Raw genomic sequence first — 18,952 nt, forward strand, 5'->3', positions numbered from 1 at the left:
GTTTCTAGGTAACATCAAACGCCGCGGCCGCCGAGAGGCTTTGCCTGGCAGTACGTCTGCAAAAACGGTCTTTAGCCATGCATCAGGCGCCCAAATAGGCGCCGCCATTGGTATGGATCGCCTGCCCGTTGATGTAGCGGGCGCCGGGCCCGCACAGGAAACGCACGGTTGCGGCGACGTCTTCCGGCAGCCCCCGATTGCCGGTGATAGTCTGATGCGTCAAATGATGCGCCGGCTCCGGTCTATCCTTCGGCCGGGGCGTGCCGATCAGGCCGGGAACCACGCAGTTCACGGTGATCCCGTCGTCAGCGAGGTCGTGCGCCAGCGCGCGGGTCAAGCCGATGATGCCAGCCTTCGCCGTCACCACATGCGCGCGATTTTTTGCCCCCGTGTGCGCGCTAAGGCCGCCGATATTGACGATAGTCCCCGCGCCGGACTTCCGCAGCGCCGGCAGACAGGCCTTCACGCAGTGGAACGCGCCATCGAGGGTCACATCGAGGATTTCGCGCCACGCTGCATAGTCCATCTCGGCGAATGGCTTTTCGCGCCGCAACGCGGCGTTGTTGACGAGGATATCGATACGGCCGAATTGCTTCACGGCAACATCGACCATGGCCTGCACCGCGTTAGCATCAGCGACGTCGCCGATATGAACCACCGCCTTGCTGCCGGCGGCCTCGATCTCCTGGGCGACTGCCTCCGCTTCGGCGCGGTTGCTGCGCGCGTTCACCACGACGAACGCGCCGCCTTTCGCCAGCGTCAGCGCGATCGCGCGGCCAATATTGCGGCCTGCGCCGGTGACAATGGCGACTTTGCCGGCGAGTTCTTTGGTCATGAGCCGCTACCCGCGCAATGAGGAAAGATCGATGCGGCCATTATACAGCCCCGCCAACAGCTTCAACGCCGCGTCGCTTTGTATGGCGCTCCAGCCGCCATGCTCGGCGTTGAGCCTGAATTTGTCGATCACGTCCTGTCGCGTCAACGGCTCCTGCGCACCGCCGCGCAGATACGGCTGCCGCTCTTCCACCACGCTGCCGTCGCGGAGCGTGGCGCGGATGTGGCCGGTGTAGTTGTTCGGATAGGGATTGTCCGGGTCGATCACGAATTTCACCTTGGCGGCGAGCGCCAGCACTTGCTGATCGCGGATCGCGCCTTCGGTGAACGCGGCAAGCCCGACCCCGCCATGCACGAAGCCGGTGGCCAGCAGATAAGGCACGGCGAATTTTGCGGCATAGCCGTTGCGCGGACGCTGCTTGTCGGCCAATGGCTCCCACAGCCGATGCACCGTTCCCTCCGCCACCTCGCAGACGATCTCGGTCACGTCTTCTGGTTTGATGCCGCGAGCGGCCAACCGGCGCGCGCAATCGATATAGGGCTGCGCCATCGTTCCGCATGGATAGGGCTTGAACGCCAGCGTGTCCGTCACCCAGCGCATGCCGAAATCGCCGATCAGCGCGCCATAATCGCCATCGGTGGTGTGTGCGAAGGCATGAAACAAGCCGTGCACCCCCTCGAATACCGTGCGCGGCCCGACGAACCCTCCCCGCGCCAACAGCGCCGCGCGGATGCCTGATTGCGCCGCCCATCCGGCATGCAGCCGCTTGGTCCAGGCGCCTTCGGCAAGATATTCGATGATGCCCCCGGCCATGCTGCCGGCAATGCCGAGCGCATCGACGATCTGCCTGGCGTTGAGGCCAAGGGCGGCACCGACACCCGCGGCCGCGCCCATCGCGCCGAAGACCGCAGTCGGGTGAAAGCCCGCCTTGTGAACCGCCTTCGGCACCACGAGACTCAACCGGCACAGCACTTCGGTGCCGACCGCAATCCCGATCAGCGCCATTCGACCATCCGGATTATGCCGCTCGCAGGCGGCAAGCAGTGCCGGGATAATCACGGCGCCGGCATGCACCGGACCACCCTCGAAAGTGTCGTCGAAGTCCTCGCCATGCGCGGCAGTGCCGTTGACGAAGGCGGCACCGGCCGCGCTCAGCGTGCGCTTGTGCCCGATCGCCGTGCAGTGACCGTCATCGTCGCAACCGGCCAGCGCGCTTCCGACATAGTCCTCGTTGCGCGCGGTGACGCATAGGCCGACCACATCGATCAGCAGATCCTCGCATTTGCGGACGGTTTCAGCCGGTAACGCGCCGGGTCTGAGTGCGGCGATCCTTTCGGCAAGCGTTTCGGCGACCGAAATCCTTGGCAGTCCGGAGGCCATCCCGGTCAAATGCGAAAGATCTTGGTATAGCGCGCCTTGATGGCCTCGCTTTCCTTCTCGACTGCTGCGGCGTCGTCCTTCATGGTCTTGATGTCCTTGAGCGGCTTGCGCCCTGCCTTCTCGACGGTTTGAGAATGCACCGAGCGCAGGCCACCGACATCGATGATCAATTGCTGGGCCTCCCGGCTGAGACTGAACGACTGGAACAGTCTGGCCGCGTTGGGATTGGGTGCATCCTTGAAGACGCCGTTCGGCCCGATAATCAGCGGCGAGCCCTCCGTGGCATAAATTGGCTCGACCGGACGACCTGCCTCCCTCATTTGGAAGATGTTGTATTCGTTGCCGTCGGCCATCACCGCGCGCTCGCCGAGATCGAGTTTTTTCGGCGGATCGGCCGACGACTGCACCTGCATGATGTTCTGCCTGGCGAGCTTCTCGAAAAAGCTCCAGCCGAGATCGCGCTGCATCTGGTAGGTCGCCGTCATGATGGTGCCGCTATAGCCCGGGTGCGCCTTGACGATCTTGCCCTTCCATTTGGGATCGAGCAGATCGGCAAAACTCTTCGGCGCGTCCTCCGCTTTCACCAGATTTGTGTTGTAGGCAATGATGCTGAGCCAGACGCGGAAGCTCGCAAACTGGCCGTCCGGATCCTTGTGTTCGGCCGGATAGAATTTTGCGACATCCTCCGTCACGTAAGGCGCCAGAATGCCGTCACGCTTCCAGACGATGAAATGCGCGGCATCGGACGAGTTCACCACGTCGACGGCATGGATGTTGCTGGAATATTCCTGGCCGATACGCTGAAACAAGCGCTCCGCGCCGGTGCGCTCGACACGCACCGCAATGCCCGGATATTTCGCCTCGAACGCCTTGGCCAGCTTCTCCGCGACCGGCAAGTCGGTCGAGGTGTAATAGATGACCTTGCCTTCCTTCTTCGCCGCTTCGATCAGCGCGGGTGTGACCGCTTCCGGCGGCGGCGCAGCCGCCATCACGCGGGTGGAAAATGCTGCGCCTGCGAGAACGGCGCCGGCCCCCTGGAGCACATTGCGTCGCGAGATCGAGTTCTTCATTGGGCGCTCCCAATTGTCTTTCGAGCCTTCTCATTGGGCTCGCTCCAGTGCGATACACCCGAGATTATCTTTTATTCCAAGGGCGCGCAGCCAGTCTTTCGTCGACAGCCCGTTCCGATTGCAGCTAAGCTTGGGGCAAGAAACAAAACAAGCGTCAGGGGATGGGAAATGACGGGTCCAAGGATTGCATTGGCTCTGGCTGCAACTCTGCTCGCGACATCGCCAACTGGTGCACAGGCGCAGGACTATCCGTCGCGGCAGGTGAAGGTGATTGTTCCCTTCGGCGCCGGAGGGCCTGCCGACGTCACCGCCCGGCAGATCGGCAGCATCCTGCAGGAAAGCTTTGGGCAGGCCTTCGTGATCGAGAACCGCACCGGCGCCGGCGGCGTGATCGGCACGCAGGACGTCGTCAAGTCGCCGCCGGACGGCTACACGCTGCTGATGATGTCGAACACCCAAACGGCGAATGAATCGCTGGTGCCGCAACGCAAATACGAACTGATGCGCGACCTCGCGCCGATCGCGCCGGTCAACTCTTCCGACCTCGTCATCGTGGTTCACCCTTCCGTGCAGGCGAAGACGCTGCAGGAATTCATCGCGCTCGCCAAATCGCAGCCCGGCAAACTGAACTACGCTTCCTCCGGCCAGGGCACGCCGTACCATATGGCAGGCGAGCTGTTCAAAGCCATGGCGGGCATTGACCTCGTGCATGTGCCTTACCGTAACAGCGGCGAGGCGCGCAGCGGCGTGATCGGCGGCCAGGTTCAGATGATGATCGACGCAGTTCCGGCGATGGCCCCGAACGTCGCGGAAAACCAGGTCCGCGCGCTGGCGACGACCGGCAAGACGCGCTCGACCGTCCTTCCCAATGCGCCGACGGTGATTGAGGCCGGCATATCCGGTTATGAGGCCACCATCTGGCTCGGCTTGATGGCGCCCGCAGGCACGCCAAAGCCGATCATCGACAAGCTCAATACGGCGGTGAACTCGGTCGTGAAACGGCCCGATATCGTCAAGCTCTGGACCCAGCAGGGTGCGGTCCCGATGTCGATGACGCCTGAAGAGTTCGACAAATTCCTGCGCGGCGATATCGTGAAATGGGCGGAAGTGGTCAAGAAATTCGATAAGCCGCCGCAATAAGAAGCTGCGAGAGAAGGTTCGATGCCGAGCGTTCGATTTCGCCTCAACGGCGCTGAGACCGAGGTTGACGCCGATCCGGACCGGTCATTGCTGGACATTCTGCGCGGGCAGCTCGGTATGACCGGACCGCATTTCGGCTGCGGCGCCGGCGAATGCGGCGCCTGCAACGTCATCGTCGGTGATCGCGCGATATCGGCCTGCGACACGCCGCTCTGGTCGGTGGCGGACAAGGATGTCACGACGATCGAAGGGCTGGGAACGAGCGAGCGGCCGCATCCGCTGCAGCGCGCCTTCATCGCTGAGCAGGCGCTGCAATGCGGCTATTGCGTTTCCGGCATTCTGATGAGCGCGGCGGCGCTGCTGAGGCGAAATCCATCGCCGACAAGCACGGAGGTAAAAGAAGCGCTCGACCGCAATCTCTGCCGCTGCGGTTCGCATAATCGCATGGTGCGGGCGGTGCTCCGCGCGGCCGAAGAAATGGCGGCAGGATGAACCAGCCAGCGCCCGCTCCCTCCGCGCCCGCTTTGCCGGTAAGCCTTGCGGCGAACCCGAAATTATCGTCGTGGCTGACGTTCTCGAGCAGCGGACAGGTGACGGTCTCGCCGGGCAAGGTGGAGATCGGACAAGGCATCGTGACGGCGCTGGCGCAGATCGCCGCCGACGAACTCGATGTCGAGCTGTCGCGCGTGCAGGTGATCCGGGCGTCGACTGCCGTCAGCCCCAACGAGGGCGTCACATCGGGGAGCCTTTCCATCCAGCAATCGGGCCGTGCGCTGCGTCATGCCTGCGCCGAGGTTCGCCATATCTTCCTTCAGCAGGCGGCCGAACGGTTGGGCGTTGGCATCGACGCCCTCCATATCGAGGACGGCATCATTTCGGGCCCAGGCAACGTCAGGACCAGCTATTGGGAACTTGCCGATGAGGTCTCGCTCGATCGCAACGCCACACCCGGCGTAACGTCCAAGATCGCAACGAGCCGGAACCTGGCCGGGCATTCGGTCCAACGGATCGACATTCCGGACAAGGTTCTTGGCCGGCCGCGCTTCATCCACGACCGCGCGTTGGCGGGAATGCTGCACGGACGCGTGCTGCGTCCCGAGCATGCGCGGGCGAGACTTGCGGAATTGAACGAGGATAGTGCCCGTGCGGTGGCTGGTCTCGTTGCCATCGTGCGCGACGGCAGCTTTGCAGGCGTCGTCAGCGAGACCGAGCATGGCGCGGAGGCAGCCCTCAATGCGTTGCGCAAGGGCGCGACCTGGTCCGATGGCGAGTTGCTGCCAGACGAAAACGATCTCGCAAGCTTCCTCAAGGCGCAACCGTCCGAATCCACCGTAATCGGCAAGAAAACTGCCGCATCACCCGGCACGGTGGCACAGACCATCCGGCGGCAGTATACCCGCCCCTATATTGCTCACGCGTCGATCGCCCCGTCCTGTGCGATCGCGCAGTGGGACGGCGATCGCGTTCATGTCTGGACGCACAGCCAGGGCGTCTATCTCTTGCGTGCCGATCTGGCGCTGGTTCTCAATCTCCCGGTCGAGAACATCACCGTTGAGCACCTGGAAGGCGCGGGCTGCTACGGCCACAACGCCGCCGACGACGTCGCCCTCGATGCCGTACTGCTCGCCAAATCCGCCGGCGGCCGGCCGGTCCGGGCCCAATGGTCGCGCCAGGGCGAAATGTCGGATGCGCCGTTTGGCGCAGCGATGGCGATCGAGATCGAGGCCGATCTTGATGCGCAGGGTGAAATTATCGACTGGCGACATTCCATCTGGAGCAACGGGCATGCGGCGCGACCGGGGCGCGCGGCTCAGCCCGCCTTGCTGGCAGCGTTCGAACTGGAGAGCCCGTTTCCACGTATGGTCTCGACCAATCCGCCGCAGGCCAACGGCGGGGGTGGCGATCGCAACTCGATCCCGCTCTATGATTTTCCATCCTGGCACATCGAAAGCCACCGCCTGACAACCATGCCGATACGAACCTCCGCGCTGCGGACGCTCGGTGGGCAGGGCAATGTGTTTGCGATTGAATCCATCCTCGATGAAATCGCAGCCGAGCGCGGCGAGGACCCGGTCGCGTTCCGGCTGCGCCACTTGCGGGATGAGCGGGCCAAGGACGTCATCCGCGCCGTGGCGGCGCGCGCGGGGTGGAAGCCCGAGAAGCAGCCCGGCATTGGGCACGGCATAGGCTTTGGCCGCTACAAGAACACCGGCGCCTATTGCGCTGCAATCGCCGAGATCGAGGGCGCCGAGGAGATCAGCGTCAGGAAGCTGACACTGGCTGTCGATGTCGGCGAAGCGATCAATCCGGATGGCGTCATCAACCAGATTGAAGGCGGCGCCATTCAAGCCACGAGCTGGGTGTTGAAAGAGAGAGTGCGCTTTGACCGAGAACGCATCACCAGCACGAGCTGGACGGAGTATCCGATCCTGCGCTTCAGCGAAGTGCCCGATGTCGAGGTGGAGGTCATCCAGCGGCCTGATATGGATCCGGTCGGTGCCGGCGAGGCCGCCCACGGCCCGGTTACAGCGGCCATTGCCAACGCCGTGTTCGACGCACTCGGCGTGCGGGTGCGCGATTTGCCCATCACGCGTGACAGGATCATCGCCGCGATGGACTTAAGCTGATGAGCAGCCTGAACCTCCTGAGCGGCGGCGCCGCACAGGGCCTGGTCGGAAGCCTGGTGCCAACCTTCAAGGCTAACACCGGATTCGATATCGCGGGCGAATTCGGCGCGGTCGGCGTGATGGCCGACAAATTTCGCAAGGGCACACCGGCCGACATCGTCATCCTGACCGCGGCGCTCCTCGCCAAACTGGCGCATGAGAAGCTGGTTGTTGCCGCTTCGATAGCCGATATCGGCCTGGTCGAAACCGCCCTCGCCGTTCGCGCCGGCGATCCCCCGACCGTAGCCAAGGATGCCGCCAGCTTGCGCGAGGTTTTGCTCGCCTCCGATGCGATCTTCGTGCCGGATACCAAAGCCTCGACGGCCGGAATTCACGTTGCAAATGTCCTTCGGCAGCTCGGCATCGCCGATGAGCTCGCCGCCCGACTCAGGATTTTCCCGAATGGCGCGACGGCGATGCGCGAACTAGCGGCGTCCAAGGCACGGCGCCCGATCGGATGCACGCAATCGACCGAGATCATCAGCACCAAGGGCGTAACCTTATACGGCTCGCTGCCAGCAGGTTGCGAACTTGCAACGATGTACACGGCAGGCATCACCACTGCCGCCGCCCACCCGCAACAAGCCCAGCATCTGATCGACTTGTTGATCGGCGACGGACAACGTGAACTGCGGAAGCGCGCTGGCTTCATCAGCGGGTAGAACGAGGCCCGCTCGGCTGTGGATGGGCCCGCATGCAGCCGCAAATCGGTGCGCGGCACGATTTTTGGTTTGTCAAAGCCAATTCATATACTAATATATCAATCGAGAAAGCAGCCATGCCCGCCCGCGCTTCGAAAAAGACTGATCCAAAGGTTCGCCGAATTGCTGCCGGCACGCGCCGAAGCGGCAGACCGCGCGCGGCGACGGCGGCATCCAGGATCTATTCCGATCTTCGAGGCGAACTGGTGTCGCTGCAGCGCCGGCCCGGGGAAGCGGTCTCGGAGGCGCAGATCGCACTCTCCTACGGGGTGAGCCGCACACCCGTTCGCGAGGCGATCCTCAAATTATCGGATGAAGGGCTGCTGGAGATCTATCCCCAATCCGGCATCTTCGTTTCGCGCATTCCGGTCGCAGCACTCCCCGAGGCCATCATTATCCGCAAGGCGCTGGAGGAAACCACCGCCAGGCTCGCGGCGGAACGTGCGACGTCGAGCCAGAAACTGGCGCTACGGTCGATCCTGGAGCGACAGCGCGAGGCCAGCACGGCCGGAGACAGCGAGACGTTTCATCAGGCCGATGAAGCGTTTCATGCTACAGTCGCCGACGTCGCCGGCTATCCCGGAATCTGGAAATATATCCAGCAGGTGAAGGTTCACGTCGATCGCTATCGTCGGCTAACGCTGCCCCAGCGCGGGAGGATCGCAAAGGTCATCGTCGAACACGAGGCCATCCTGACCGCGATCGAGGCGCATGATGCGGAGGGCGCAAGGCGGGCAATGGAAATCCACCTCGAAAGCCTTCTCGAGAACATCTCGGCTACTCAACATATCAATCCGGAGTACTTCGACGAACGACCTTAGAGTTCGAAAAGTCCATAAAACGATAAACAAACATCAGGAGGAACAACATGAAACGCCGCGACTTCATCAAGTTGAGCGCAGGACTCGGGGCTACCATGGCGACGGCGACGCCGCTTTCATCGGCATTTGCGCAAACGAAAATGGTGCTGAAAGCATCGGACGTTCATCCGCTCGGCTATCCGACAGTCGAAGCCGTCGTCCGGATGGGCAAGAAGCTGGAAGCTGCCACCAATGGCCGGCTGACAATCCAGATGTTTCCGTCGATGCAACTCGGTGGCGAAAAGGAAATGATCGAGCAGGCCCAACTCGGCGCGCTGCAGTTCGCCCGTATTTCGGTCGGTGCCGTCGGCCCTGTCGTGGACGACGTCAACGTCTTCAACATGCCGTTCGTCTTCCGCAACTCCAAACACATGGAGAAGGTGATCGACGGCGAGATCGGCGACGAATTGCTGGCGAAGATTTCCGCGAACGAAAAGACCGGCCTGATCGCGCTGTGCTGGATGAATGCCGGCTCACGCAACGTCTATAACAACAAGCGGCCGATCCGGACCATGGCCGACCTCAAGGGCCTCAAGGTTCGCATGATGGGCAATCCGCTGTTCGTCGACACCATGAATGCGCTGGGCGGCAACGGCGTCGCGCTGGGCTTCGATCAGGTTTTCAGCTCGATGCAGACAGGCGTGGTAGACGGCGCGGAGAACAATCCGCCATCGTTCATCGCGCAAAACCATTATCAGGTGGCCAAGTATTTCACGATGACCGAGCACCTGATTATTCCAGAGCTTCTGGTGTTCTCGCGCATCTCCTGGCAGAAGCTTTCGCCCGAAGATCAGGCGCTGATCAAGAAATTTGCGAAGGAAGCGCAGCAAGAGCAGCGCGTGCTCTGGTATGAAGCGGAGAATGCGGCCATCGAAAAAATGAAAGCGGCCGGCACCCAGATCATCACCGATATCGACAAGAAACCGTTCCAGGATGCGGTGAAGCCGGTCTGGGACAAGTATGGCGCGAAGTACGCCGCGATGGTCAAGCGTATCGAAGCGGTCCAATAGGTACTGCGCGCGGTCGGCGGGTGGCCGGGCGACCTCCGTTCCGGCCACTCCTCCGAGCTACAGAGGCGATTCGAAGCGCCGCTACTCTCTGAGGTCAAAATGTCCAATTCTGCGGCCGGAATTTTCCGGCGTGTGAACGATACGGTTTACTGGACCGGCGCCGTGGTCGCGTGCGTCGCACTCGTGCTGGTCTCGGCGGTGATTCCGTGGGCCGTCTACACCCGCTACGTTCTCAACAGCGCTTCATCATGGCCCGAGCCGATGGCCGTACTGCTCACCGTCGGCATCACCTTCATCGGCTCGGCGAACTGCTATCGCCAGCGCATCCACATGAATATGACTGTCGGTACCGACCTGCTGCCGCCACTGCTGCGCCGCGCCTCACTGTTCCTCAGCGAAATATTGATGGGCGTGATTGCAATCTTCATGGTCGTTTGGGGACTGCGGCTCGTTCGGACCACCTGGGATAATTCGGTGGATGAGTTTCCATGGCTCTCGGTCGGCATCACCTATCTTCCGATCGTAGTCAGCGGCGCCATGATGCTCCTGTTCGTCATCGAACGCCTGACAATTGGCCCACCGCCACGCGATGGCGCTGACGCCCACGTACCGGTCGAGTAATTGCCATGGATATCGCCGTTCTGCTTCTCAGCATGTGCTTGTTCTTCGCGATCGGCATGCCGATCGCCTACGCGCTGGCACTGTCTTCGCTCGTCGGTGCGCTCTGGATCGATTTGCCGGTCGGCGCGGTCATGCAGCAATTTGCCAGCGGCGTCGGAAAAGTCTCGATGCTGACCATCCCCTTCTTCGTGCTGGCGGGCGCCATCATGGCCGAGGGGGGCATGGCCAGGCGACTGGTCGACTTTGCAGCCGTGCTCGTCGGATTCACGCGAATTCGGGGCGGCCTCTCGCAGGTTAACATCCTTGCGACCACGATCATGAGCGGCATCTCCGGATCGTCGGTCGCCGACACCTCCGCGATCGGCTCGGTGATGATTCCCCAGATGGCCGACAAAGGCTATCCGCGAGTCTTCGCAACCAACGTGACCATCAGCGCCTCGCTGCAAGCCATTATCGTCCCGCCGAGCCACAATTCGGTGATTTATTCGCTGGCGACCGGCGGCGTGGTGTCGATCACCAGCCTGTTCCTGGCCGGCGTGCTCCCTGGCCTACTGCTCGGCTTCTCGCTGATGGTGCTCTGTCTGTTCTACGCATATCGCGACAAACACCCGAAGGGTGAGCCTGTACCGATCCGCCAAGCCCTCAAGATGCTCGGCGACGCCATGTGGGGAATCGTAACGTTGGCCATCGTGCTGGGCGGCATCCTTACCGGCGTCTTCACACCAATCGAGGCGGGCGCGGTTGCCTGCGTCTGGGCGTTCTTCGTCACGATGTTCATCTATCGCGACTACAAATGGTCCGAGCTGCCGCTATTGGTCTACAAGACGCTGCAAACCGTGGCCATGGTCCTGACCCTGGTCGCAACCGCGTCGTGCTTCGGCTACGTCGCCGCGCTGATGCAGATGCCGGCCAAGATGACCGAGTTCTTCGTCGCCATATCGAGCAACAAATACGTGCTGCTGATGTGGCTGAACATCATGCTGCTGGTTCTGGGGACGGCGCTCGATCTTGCCCCCCTGCTGCTGATCTGCACCCCGATTCTGCTGCCGGTCGTGAAAAGCTTCGGCATCGATCCCGTACATTTCGGAATCGTTATGCTGCTCAATCTCGGCATCGGCCTGCTGACCCCGCCGGTAGGGACGACGCTGTTCGTCGGGTGCGCCATAGGCAAGGTTTCGGTCGACGAGGTGATGCGCGGCATCTGGCCGTTCTACTACGTGATGTTTACGGTGCTGATGATCGTGACCTATGTGCCCTGGCTGTCGCTGGCGCTGCCGAGGGCGTTCGGGTTCTAGAACAGACGCAGTTCGCGTCACGGAGACTCCGCGTGAAGATCGTCGACCTCAGCCGAGAACTCTATCACCGCACGCCGAGCTATCCCGGCCATCCTCCCGTCATGCATGGCGTCTGGAAAACCCACGAAGAATCCTTCGCCGAATCAGGCGATGTGCACGGGTTGGCGTCGATGTTCATCTCCATGGTGGACCACGCCGGTACCCACATCGACGCGCCCCGACATTTCGGCAAGAGCGGCATATCAATCGATGAATATCCGCTGGAAAAATGCATCGTGCCGGGTATCTGCATCGACCTGCGCCACATCGCGCCGCGGGCCGAGATTACGCCCGCCGACCTGGAGGCGGCTGTGGCGAAGGCCGGCGTGCCGGTCCCGAGGGGCGGTACCGTCCTGCTCTGCACCGGTCACCACGAACGGACATTCCCCCACAAGGAATATTCGACCGACAATTCCGGCGTGAACGTCGCCGCCACCGAATGGCTGGCGCAGCAGGGCGTCGTGCATTTCGGTATCGATTCGATGCGGCCGGGACCCGAGGGCAAGGTGAATGCCCTCGTCCACAAGGCCTGTCTCGAGCTCGACATCACGCACATCGAGAGCCTGTGCAATCTCGAAGCGCTGTTGGGGTGCGGCCAGTTCACGTTCATCGGCCTGCCGATGAAGTGGCGCGGCGGGACAGCATCGCCGATCCGCGCGGTTGCGGTGTTCGACCTGTGAAGGAAAATGAGAGGCCTATTCGCCTTCGCTTCCGGATCCGGCTTCGGCCAGATCACGAAGCATCTCGGCATTCAACACAACGATGGCGCCATGCTCGAGGCGTACCCAGTCGCGGGCCGCCCAGGCGCGCAACTGCTTGTTGATGCTTTCCCGGGTCATGCCGACCATCTCGCTGATCTCCTGCTGGGTTATCGCGATGGTTCGACCCTGCGGCGCAGACGTGTGCTTTTCGGACAGGCGAAGCAGTGCGCTGGCCAGCCGCCCGGGCAGATTCTGCAGGATAATCTGCTCGACCTGATCGCTGGTCGATCGCAACCGCTCGCAGAGCAATTCGATGAATTTCATTGCCAACGCCGGTTGAGCCTTCACAAAGGGGATGAATTCGCGTCGGTCGATGACGAAGAGTTCGCAATTGCTGTTTGCGATGGCATCGGTCGAGCGGGCTTGTCCGTCGAGCAGCGCGATCTCGCCGAAAATTTCCCCAGGTCCAATGATATTCAGGATCGCGTTGCGGCCGTCGGGCGAAGAAATGCTCATCTTCACCGTGCCTGAAATGACCGCATACAGGCTGTTGCCGGGATCCCCCTTGGAGAACAGCGTGGCCCCCCGCTTCAGCGTGGAGTGTTTGGCGTAACGGCAGAGCTGGTCAAAAGCCTCCGGCTCGAGGTCGGCAAAAATCGGGTGCTTACGCAAGACCGACAGTTTGCCGTTCGAAAATCCGTGAGCTTCACCCGTCCTTCGTTGAGGCACGTCAGTCAAACTCCAGAGAAAGCTGCAGGGGATGCAACCCTTCCGTAATCAACGCCGGTCAGCTTTTCAACCGGAAAGCATCAAAACACGTCGATTTGGCGGCCGGAATGCGAAAACGATGCCCAGCGTTAGCGCTCCAATAACCGTGGAACCTGCGACAGATAGTATAGCCATTCGAGCCGAGGCGCGTGCTGCTGCAGCATCCATCCGCCGGCCAATACGATAGCAAACCTCAAAAGGCTGACAAGCAGCGGAGCCGTCGCCTGTCCCCATCCCTGGTAGGCGGAAAACGGCATCACAAATGCGGCCATGAACCCGTAAACCAGGCCCGGCGCGTAGAAATGGCCGGATGCCGCAACGACAACTTCTTCGACATGTGTAAGAAGACCTGCGATCGATCTTCCCGAAAACGCAACGCCGAGTCCGATTGCACCGGCGACCACCTGCTACGCAGTCAGATTCGCGGTGCTTATGCGTGGGGAGCCGGTCCCTGTGCGATGGGCGCCGACTACTATGTCGGTCGCAGCGGCCGCCGTTACGCCTGCTATTGATTACAAAATAGGCTGCCGACCCTGGCGCTGCGGCGCATCGGTCGGCAACTATTCCTTGGCGATTCCCGTTTCCCTGATCACGCGCTCATACTTCGCGAGCTGATCGCGCGTCATGGCGCGCAGCTCTTCCGCTGAACTGCCGTGCACGGCGAAACCCAGCTCTTCAAGCTTGCGGCGCACGTCAGGATCGCCAACCGCCTTCAGCACCTCGGCGTTCAGGCGGGCAACAATATCCTTCGGGGTACGGGCGGGAGCAAGAATTGCGAACCATGAATTGAAGAAGAAGCCGGGCAGACCGGATTCCGAGACGGTCGGCACATCGGGAAATTGCGACAATCTTCTCTCGGTGGTTACCCCGATCAGCTTGAGTCGGCCGCCGCGCACGAGCGTTGCGACCGTGCCCAGGCCCTGGAAACCTACGGGAATCTGGCCGGCGGCGATGTCGGTTGCAGCCTGGGTGGCGCCCTTGTAGGGCACATGCGTCTGCGATATGCCGGCGGCCGACGCGAACATCGCCATCGCCAGATGCTGCGGACTGCCCGGCCCGCCCGAACCATAGTCGATCTTGCCGGGCGTCGCCTTCGCGGCCGCGATCAGATCTGCTGCGTTCTTGAAGCTGGCCTGATTGTTGGCTACCAGCCCCCACTCCACCGTCGCGACCAGCGACACCGGCTCGAAGTCCTTCAGGATGTCCCAGCGCATCTTGGACTGCAGGTTCGGCACCATTGTCATGATGCTGTCATTGAACCCGCCAATCGTGTAGCCATCCGGCTCGGCGCGGGCGACGGCCTCCGCCCCGATCAGGCCCGAAGCGCCCGGCTGGTTCAGGATCACGATTTGCTGGCGCATATTGTCGGCCATCTTTTGGGTGACGATCCGCGCCGCGACGTCGACCGCACTTGCCGCAGCCAGCGGCACGATCATCTTGATGGGCCGATCCGGATAGCTCCCCTGCGCCATCGCATGATGGCTTAGGAGCAAGGCAAGCGTTGGAAGCACCAGATGAAGCGGCCGCATCATCTCCCCCAATATGAGCGGCACAAATCTTAGGATTGCTGCCGCTATTTTGGGAAAGATTGCGCCCGATCTTCGGCTTATGCAATCGGTCCGGCCAAGGAATGCCGCACGGCTACAGCAGCTTCCCATCTGGCCCAAAAAACGGATGTGGGCCGTCGAACGTACCTATCGGGACTTGATGGGTAACGACCGTGCCGAATCCCTCACCCGGAAACCAGCTATGGAGATGAAAGGCCGGCGGCTCCACCTTGAACGAAGGTTCGCGTAGTTCGGCCAGATCGAGATCAACGGCATGGTTGGGGGCGGGACAGATCGTGGTCGGCACGCCCGCAAACATGGCCAGTGCCGCGCGGTGCACATGTCCAGTTGCGATCAACTGCACGCGGGGCTAGCATCGGGCAGTTCGAGGCCGGCGATAATGCGCAGCATGGTGGTCTTGCCGCTGCTCCTCCTGATCAAACCTATCGCGGTCGCATTAGATGCGTCCCAAGGCGGTCAGAATAACCTGAGGCGTCAGGGGGATCTCTGTGATGATTGTCCCAAACGGCTTGAGCGCGTCATTGACCGCATTGGTCACAGCGGCCGCCGCACCTGCCGTGCCGGCTTCCCCTGCGCCCTTCGCGCCCAGTTCCGATTCGAGGGTCGGTGTGACCACATGTCCGACGTCGATGTCCGGCATTTCACCGGACATCGGAACCAGATAGTCGGCCATATTTGCGTTGGTGAGTTGGCCACGTTCGTCATACACACATTTCTCGAATAGCGCGGCGCCAAGCCCCTGCACCACGCCGCCTCTGATCTGCTCATCAACCAGTTGCGGATTGATAATCGTGCCGCAATCCTCGACCACCCAGTGCTTCAGCAGCTTCACAAAGCCCGTATCGGGATCAAGCTCCAGCCACGAGGCCTGAACGCCATTGGTGAACGCGAAAGGATATTCGCGCGGGACAAAGTGCCTGGTCGCCATCAGTTCGGGCTGAATACCCGGGGGCAGCGTGTCGGGGCGGAAATAGACAATTCGCGCGAGCTCGCTCAGATCGATCCGCGGCGCGCCATCGACGACATTCACTACCACGTTGTTGACAATATCGAGTTCGCTTGGCGTCGATTGCAGGACGGCAGCCGCTACGTCGAGGATGTTCTTGTGCAGTACCTTGGCGGCTTGAAGCGCGGCCTCTCCACCGATACCAGCGCCGCGCGAAGCCCAGGTGCCGCCACCATACGGTGTATTGTCGGTGTCGCCCAGGATTACGCGGACGCGATCCATTGAGACGCCAAGCACGCTTCCAACGATCTGTGCGGTAAGCGATTCCGATCCCTGCCCTTGCTCTGTGATACTTGTTTGACAGATCACTGACCCCTGCGCATCAACCCGCACCGCGACACCATCCTGCGAGGATATCTTCGCACCACCTACGCCATAAAACGCCGCGCTCGGATTGGTAACTTCAATGAAGCTCGCGATGCCGATGCCACGATGGATGTTCTTCACTCGCAGGGCGACCTGCTCAGCGCGCAACGCATCGTAGTCCATCATTTGGACGAGCTTGGCGAGCGCCGCATGGTGCGACAACTGCTCGAAGCGCAGACCTGATGGCGAGGCGCAGGGGTAGGCGTCGTCGGCAATCAGATTGCGGCGACGGATTTCAACCGGATCCATGGCAATCTTCATCGCCGCCAGATCGACCAGGCCCTCCGTCACCGAGCAGGCGATCGGATGACCAACGGCACGGTACTGGCACATCACGTTCTTGTTCTGGAATACGACGCGGGCACGGGCCCGGTAGTTTCTGGTCACATAGGGCCCGCCGACGAGATTGACGACCTGATTGGCCTCGATCGCGCTGGTGCGCGGGTACATCGAATAAGGCCCGATGCCCGTAAGATCGTCGACCTCGAATGCCATGATGGTGCCATCGTGCTTGACGCCGATCTTTCCCTTGCAGCGATGGTCGCGGGCATGAATATCGGTGTTGAAGCTCTCGACCCGGTCGGCCACGAACTTCACCGGACGCCGCAGGAGTTTGGATAGTGCGTAGGTCGCCATCTCGTCGGCATAGATGTGGACCTTGATACCGAAGGAGCCGCCGACGTCCTTGCACACGACGCGGACCTGCGATTCCTTCAAGCCAAGATGGAGCGCCGCGATATTCTGCACCATATGCGGCGCCTGCGTGCCTTGATAGATGGTCAGCCTGGTTTCCGCAGCGTTCCAGTCTGCCACCACCGCGCGCGGCTCCAGCGTCACACCGGTGTGCCGTCCGAAAACGAACTCTGCTTCGACCACCTCGTCGGACTCGGCAAAGGCCTGATCGACGCCGCCCGTGTCGTGAATGCGCTCGAACGCCAGATTGTCCCCGAGGGAGGCGTGGATCACAAGCGTTGCCGGATTGAGCGCGGCACGCATATCCGTTACGGCGTGCAGCTCTTCATATTTAACTAAGACATGCTCTGCGGCGTCCTCGGCCTGTGCGCGGCTGGCCGCCACCACGGCCGCGACCGCTTCACCCTGCCAGCACACTCGATCGACAGCGATAGCACTTTGCGGGGCGGATTTGAGTCCCTTCAGATGCGAAAGTACGCCGACCCACGGCGTGATGACGGTAGATAGCTCCCTGCCTGAAACGACGGCGATGACTCCGGGCATCTGCTTGGCCGCTGAAGTCTCGATGCCAACGATTCTCGCGTGCGCGTGCGGCGAGCGTAGGAACACGACATGCGCCATACGTGGGAGCTCGATGTCGCTGACATAAAGCCCGCGTCCCTGCATCAGCCGATCGAGGTTCGGCCGCGGCACTGTCTTGCCGATATAGGAGTTCGGGCGGTCCAGCGCAGAAAGTGCTTGAGGATTTGCCCGCTCCGATGTCATGGCCGGCGTCCCGTACGCGTCCACGCCGTGCTCTCGATGGCGTCGACGATTGCCTGGTAGCCCGTACAGCGACAATAATTGCCGGAAAGATGTTCGCGTATCTGCTCTCGATCCGGACACGGTGATTGCTTCAGCAGGTCCTGCGCCGCCATCAGCATTCCCGGCGTGCAGAAACCGCACTGCAGCGCGTTACGCTCCCGGAATGCTGACTGCAAATCGGCAATCTCGCCGCTATCGGACAGTCCCTCGATCGTCTCGATCGCTGCATTGTGCGTCTGAACCGCGAGCATCAGGCAGGAGCGGACGATGTCGCCATTGACGCGGACCGTGCATGCCCCACACACGCCATGTTCGCATCCGACATGCGTGCCGGTCAGCTTGAGATGTTCGCGGAGAAAATCTGCCAGATTCAGGCGCGGCAGTACATTCGCTTCGACGAGCTCGCCATTGACGCTCAGCGCAATCGCAACCGTAGCCGTCACGCTGACGCTCCCGCACGAAGATCAGGCCGGGCAAGCAGTAACGACACACAGCGCTTCAACAGAACCTTCGCCAGATGCCGACGCATGGTGGGTGTCGCCTGTTGATCCTCCAGCGGATCGAGTTCATCGTCCAATGCGGAAGCTGCCTCAGACAACACCGCAGACGTGACGGCGACATCGACTAGCTTGCTGGCAGACTTGGCCAGCAACGGGCGATCGCCGACGGCAAAGAAGCCAAGTCGAAGATCGGCGAAGCGCCCATCCTTGATGGAGGCCTGCGCTGCGAGGCCAACAATGGCGTAATCGCCATGCCGACGGGCGAACTCATGAAAGAAATGCGTCGAGTTCTTTGGAGTCAGCGGCAGCTCGACGGCAACCAGCAGCTCCTGCGGCGTAAGCGCAGTTTCGTAGATCCCGGCGAAGAACTCGTTTGCCGCAATCCGCCGCTCGCCGCCCGGTCCGCGGGCAATGATGGTAGCGCCAAGCGTGAGCATGCAGGCCGGCAGTTCCGAAGCCGGATCAGCGTGCGCAAGGCTTCCCCCAATCGTGCCGCGATTGCGGATTGCGGGATGGGCGAGATGAGCGACCGCATCCTTCAGCAAGGGAGCATGGGCTGCTATTTCGGGGGATTTCAAGAGATCGACGTGACGTGTCAGCGCACCTATCGTGAGGACGCCTCCCTCGACCGAGACCCCACGCAACTCGGTCAGCTCGCCAATATCGACAATGAGCTCCGGTGCGACCAGGCGCAGATTCATCGCCGGCAACAGGCTCTGGCCGCCCGACAACACCTTGGCCCGTTCGCCATACGCGGTCAGCAACTCCAGCGCATTGGCGACGCTGGTTGCGCGGGCATAACCGAAAGCCGAGGCTTTCATTTTTGGCGTGACCTCCCCGGCCAACAATCATCATTTTCGCGGAATTAGACGGCTGTGATCGCCAAAGGTCAAGTTTGTTGAATGATTATTTCGACTTTGAGCTTGTTT

Annotated in this window: 18 protein-coding genes and 1 pseudogene; 9 read left to right on the forward strand and 10 right to left on the reverse strand. The window is 61.6% G+C overall.

Annotated features, from left to right (window positions below):
* Positions 1–82: 82 nt before the first annotated feature.
* Genes V1277_RS04295 through V1277_RS04305 form a run of 3 tightly spaced genes read right to left on the reverse strand, consistent with a single transcriptional unit; the run spans position 83 to position 3,285 of the window.
* On the reverse strand, positions 83–835 hold the full coding sequence (locus V1277_RS04295) for a 3-oxoacyl-ACP reductase family protein (RefSeq protein WP_334415129.1): 753 nt from the start codon (positions 833–835) through the stop codon (positions 83–85).
* A gap of 6 nt (positions 836–841) precedes the next feature.
* Positions 842–2,215 (reverse strand): MmgE/PrpD family protein, encoded by a 1,374-nt coding sequence (locus V1277_RS04300; protein ID WP_334415130.1) that lies wholly within the window; start codon positions 2,213–2,215, stop codon positions 842–844.
* A 5-nt stretch (positions 2,216–2,220) separates the two neighbouring features.
* Entirely contained in the window at positions 2,221–3,285 is a 1,065-nt protein-coding gene (locus V1277_RS04305; protein WP_334415131.1) for an ABC transporter substrate-binding protein, read from the reverse strand.
* Positions 3,286–3,453: 168 nt separating this feature from the next.
* Between V1277_RS04305 and V1277_RS04310 the strand changes: the two genes are divergently transcribed.
* The 9 genes from V1277_RS04310 to V1277_RS04350 all read left to right on the forward strand — a co-directional run bounded on the left by V1277_RS04310 (position 3,454) and on the right by V1277_RS04350 (position 12,297).
* Positions 3,454–4,425, forward strand: coding sequence for a Bug family tripartite tricarboxylate transporter substrate binding protein (locus V1277_RS04310; RefSeq protein ID WP_334415132.1), 972 nt, complete (start codon positions 3,454–3,456; stop codon positions 4,423–4,425).
* A 21-nt stretch (positions 4,426–4,446) separates the two neighbouring features.
* Positions 4,447–4,917: a (2Fe-2S)-binding protein gene (locus tag V1277_RS04315; RefSeq protein WP_334415133.1), complete on the forward strand. Its 471-nt coding sequence runs from the start codon at positions 4,447–4,449 to the stop codon at positions 4,915–4,917.
* Positions 4,914–7,052 carry a xanthine dehydrogenase family protein molybdopterin-binding subunit gene (locus V1277_RS04320; protein ID WP_334415134.1) on the forward strand — a complete coding sequence of 713 codons (2,139 nt, stop codon included), beginning with the start codon at positions 4,914–4,916 and terminating at the stop codon, positions 7,050–7,052. The genes V1277_RS04315 and V1277_RS04320 overlap by 4 nt, the downstream gene beginning before the upstream one ends.
* A complete protein-coding gene (locus tag V1277_RS04325; protein WP_334415135.1) occupies positions 7,052–7,753 on the forward strand; it encodes a molybdate ABC transporter substrate-binding protein in 702 nt (233 codons plus the stop codon). Before V1277_RS04320 ends, V1277_RS04325 begins: the two co-directional genes overlap by 1 nt.
* Positions 7,754–7,869: 116 nt before the next feature.
* Positions 7,870–8,613 carry a GntR family transcriptional regulator gene (locus V1277_RS04330; protein ID WP_334374086.1) on the forward strand — a complete coding sequence of 248 codons (744 nt, stop codon included), beginning with the start codon at positions 7,870–7,872 and terminating at the stop codon, positions 8,611–8,613.
* Between the two features lie 47 nt (positions 8,614–8,660).
* Entirely contained in the window at positions 8,661–9,662 is a 1,002-nt protein-coding gene (dctP, locus tag V1277_RS04335; protein WP_334415136.1) for a TRAP transporter substrate-binding protein DctP, read from the forward strand.
* Positions 9,663–9,761: 99 nt separating this feature from the next.
* Positions 9,762–10,283 (forward strand): TRAP transporter small permease, encoded by a 522-nt coding sequence (locus V1277_RS04340; RefSeq protein WP_334374084.1) that lies wholly within the window; start codon positions 9,762–9,764, stop codon positions 10,281–10,283.
* A gap of 5 nt (positions 10,284–10,288) precedes the next feature.
* A complete protein-coding gene (locus tag V1277_RS04345) occupies positions 10,289–11,578 on the forward strand; it encodes a TRAP transporter large permease (protein ID WP_334415137.1) in 1,290 nt (429 codons plus the stop codon).
* A 32-nt stretch (positions 11,579–11,610) separates the two neighbouring features.
* Complete coding sequence (locus V1277_RS04350; RefSeq protein ID WP_334415138.1) at positions 11,611–12,297, forward strand: cyclase family protein; 687 nt, start codon at positions 11,611–11,613, stop codon at positions 12,295–12,297.
* 15 nt (positions 12,298–12,312) lie between these two features.
* On the opposite strand, the gene V1277_RS04355 is transcribed toward V1277_RS04350, so the two are convergent.
* The 7 genes and pseudogenes from V1277_RS04355 to V1277_RS04385 all read right to left on the reverse strand — a co-directional run bounded on the left by V1277_RS04355 (position 12,313) and on the right by V1277_RS04385 (position 18,844).
* Positions 12,313–13,047 carry a Crp/Fnr family transcriptional regulator gene (locus V1277_RS04355; RefSeq protein ID WP_334415139.1) on the reverse strand — a complete coding sequence of 245 codons (735 nt, stop codon included), beginning with the start codon at positions 13,045–13,047 and terminating at the stop codon, positions 12,313–12,315.
* 128 nt (positions 13,048–13,175) lie between these two features.
* On the reverse strand, positions 13,176–13,490 hold the full coding sequence (locus V1277_RS04360) for a hypothetical protein (protein WP_334415140.1): 315 nt from the start codon (positions 13,488–13,490) through the stop codon (positions 13,176–13,178).
* A gap of 156 nt (positions 13,491–13,646) precedes the next feature.
* A complete protein-coding gene (locus V1277_RS04365) occupies positions 13,647–14,615 on the reverse strand; it encodes a Bug family tripartite tricarboxylate transporter substrate binding protein (RefSeq protein WP_334415141.1) in 969 nt (322 codons plus the stop codon).
* Positions 14,616–14,727: 112 nt separating this feature from the next.
* Positions 14,728–15,003: pseudogene (locus tag V1277_RS04370) on the reverse strand (phosphodiesterase); the annotation flags it as partial.
* Positions 15,004–15,090: 87 nt separating this feature from the next.
* On the reverse strand, positions 15,091–17,484 hold the full coding sequence (locus V1277_RS04375; RefSeq protein WP_334420276.1) for a xanthine dehydrogenase family protein molybdopterin-binding subunit: 2,394 nt from the start codon (positions 17,482–17,484) through the stop codon (positions 15,091–15,093).
* Positions 17,481–17,966 carry a (2Fe-2S)-binding protein gene (locus V1277_RS04380; RefSeq protein ID WP_334374075.1) on the reverse strand — a complete coding sequence of 162 codons (486 nt, stop codon included), beginning with the start codon at positions 17,964–17,966 and terminating at the stop codon, positions 17,481–17,483. Before V1277_RS04380 ends, V1277_RS04375 begins: the two co-directional genes overlap by 4 nt.
* Entirely contained in the window at positions 17,963–18,844 is an 882-nt protein-coding gene (locus V1277_RS04385) for an FAD binding domain-containing protein (protein WP_334415142.1), read from the reverse strand. Before V1277_RS04385 ends, V1277_RS04380 begins: the two co-directional genes overlap by 4 nt.
* Positions 18,845–18,952 lie beyond the last annotated feature (108 nt).

Origin of the sequence: Bradyrhizobium sp. AZCC 1588, assembly GCF_036924735.1 — a bacterium.
Lineage (GTDB): Bacteria > Pseudomonadota > Alphaproteobacteria > Rhizobiales > Xanthobacteraceae > Bradyrhizobium.

What these genes read in the sequence shown, in the direction of transcription:
- V1277_RS04295 (WP_334415129.1), bottom strand. Translation starts at nt 835, where the DNA reads ATGACCAAAGAACTCGCCGGCAAAGTCGCCATTGTCACCGGCGCAGGC.
- V1277_RS04300 (WP_334415130.1), bottom strand. Translation starts at nt 2,215, where the DNA reads ATGGCCTCCGGACTGCCAAGGATTTCGGTCGCCGAAACGCTTGCCGAA.
- V1277_RS04305 (WP_334415131.1), bottom strand. Translation starts at nt 3,285, where the DNA reads ATGAAGAACTCGATCTCGCGACGCAATGTGCTCCAGGGGGCCGGCGCC.
- V1277_RS04310 (WP_334415132.1), top strand. Translation starts at nt 3,454, where the DNA reads ATGACGGGTCCAAGGATTGCATTGGCTCTGGCTGCAACTCTGCTCGCG.
- V1277_RS04315 (WP_334415133.1), top strand. Translation starts at nt 4,447, where the DNA reads ATGCCGAGCGTTCGATTTCGCCTCAACGGCGCTGAGACCGAGGTTGAC.
- V1277_RS04320 (WP_334415134.1), top strand. Translation starts at nt 4,914, where the DNA reads ATGAACCAGCCAGCGCCCGCTCCCTCCGCGCCCGCTTTGCCGGTAAGC.
- V1277_RS04325 (WP_334415135.1), top strand. Translation starts at nt 7,052, where the DNA reads ATGAGCAGCCTGAACCTCCTGAGCGGCGGCGCCGCACAGGGCCTGGTC.
- V1277_RS04330 (WP_334374086.1), top strand. Translation starts at nt 7,870, where the DNA reads ATGCCCGCCCGCGCTTCGAAAAAGACTGATCCAAAGGTTCGCCGAATT.
- dctP (WP_334415136.1), top strand. Translation starts at nt 8,661, where the DNA reads ATGAAACGCCGCGACTTCATCAAGTTGAGCGCAGGACTCGGGGCTACC.
- V1277_RS04340 (WP_334374084.1), top strand. Translation starts at nt 9,762, where the DNA reads ATGTCCAATTCTGCGGCCGGAATTTTCCGGCGTGTGAACGATACGGTT.
- V1277_RS04345 (WP_334415137.1), top strand. Translation starts at nt 10,289, where the DNA reads ATGGATATCGCCGTTCTGCTTCTCAGCATGTGCTTGTTCTTCGCGATC.
- V1277_RS04365 (WP_334415141.1), bottom strand. Translation starts at nt 14,615, where the DNA reads ATGCGGCCGCTTCATCTGGTGCTTCCAACGCTTGCCTTGCTCCTAAGC.
- V1277_RS04375 (WP_334420276.1), bottom strand. Translation starts at nt 17,484, where the DNA reads ATGACATCGGAGCGGGCAAATCCTCAAGCACTTTCTGCGCTGGACCGC.
- V1277_RS04385 (WP_334415142.1), bottom strand. Translation starts at nt 18,844, where the DNA reads ATGAAAGCCTCGGCTTTCGGTTATGCCCGCGCAACCAGCGTCGCCAAT.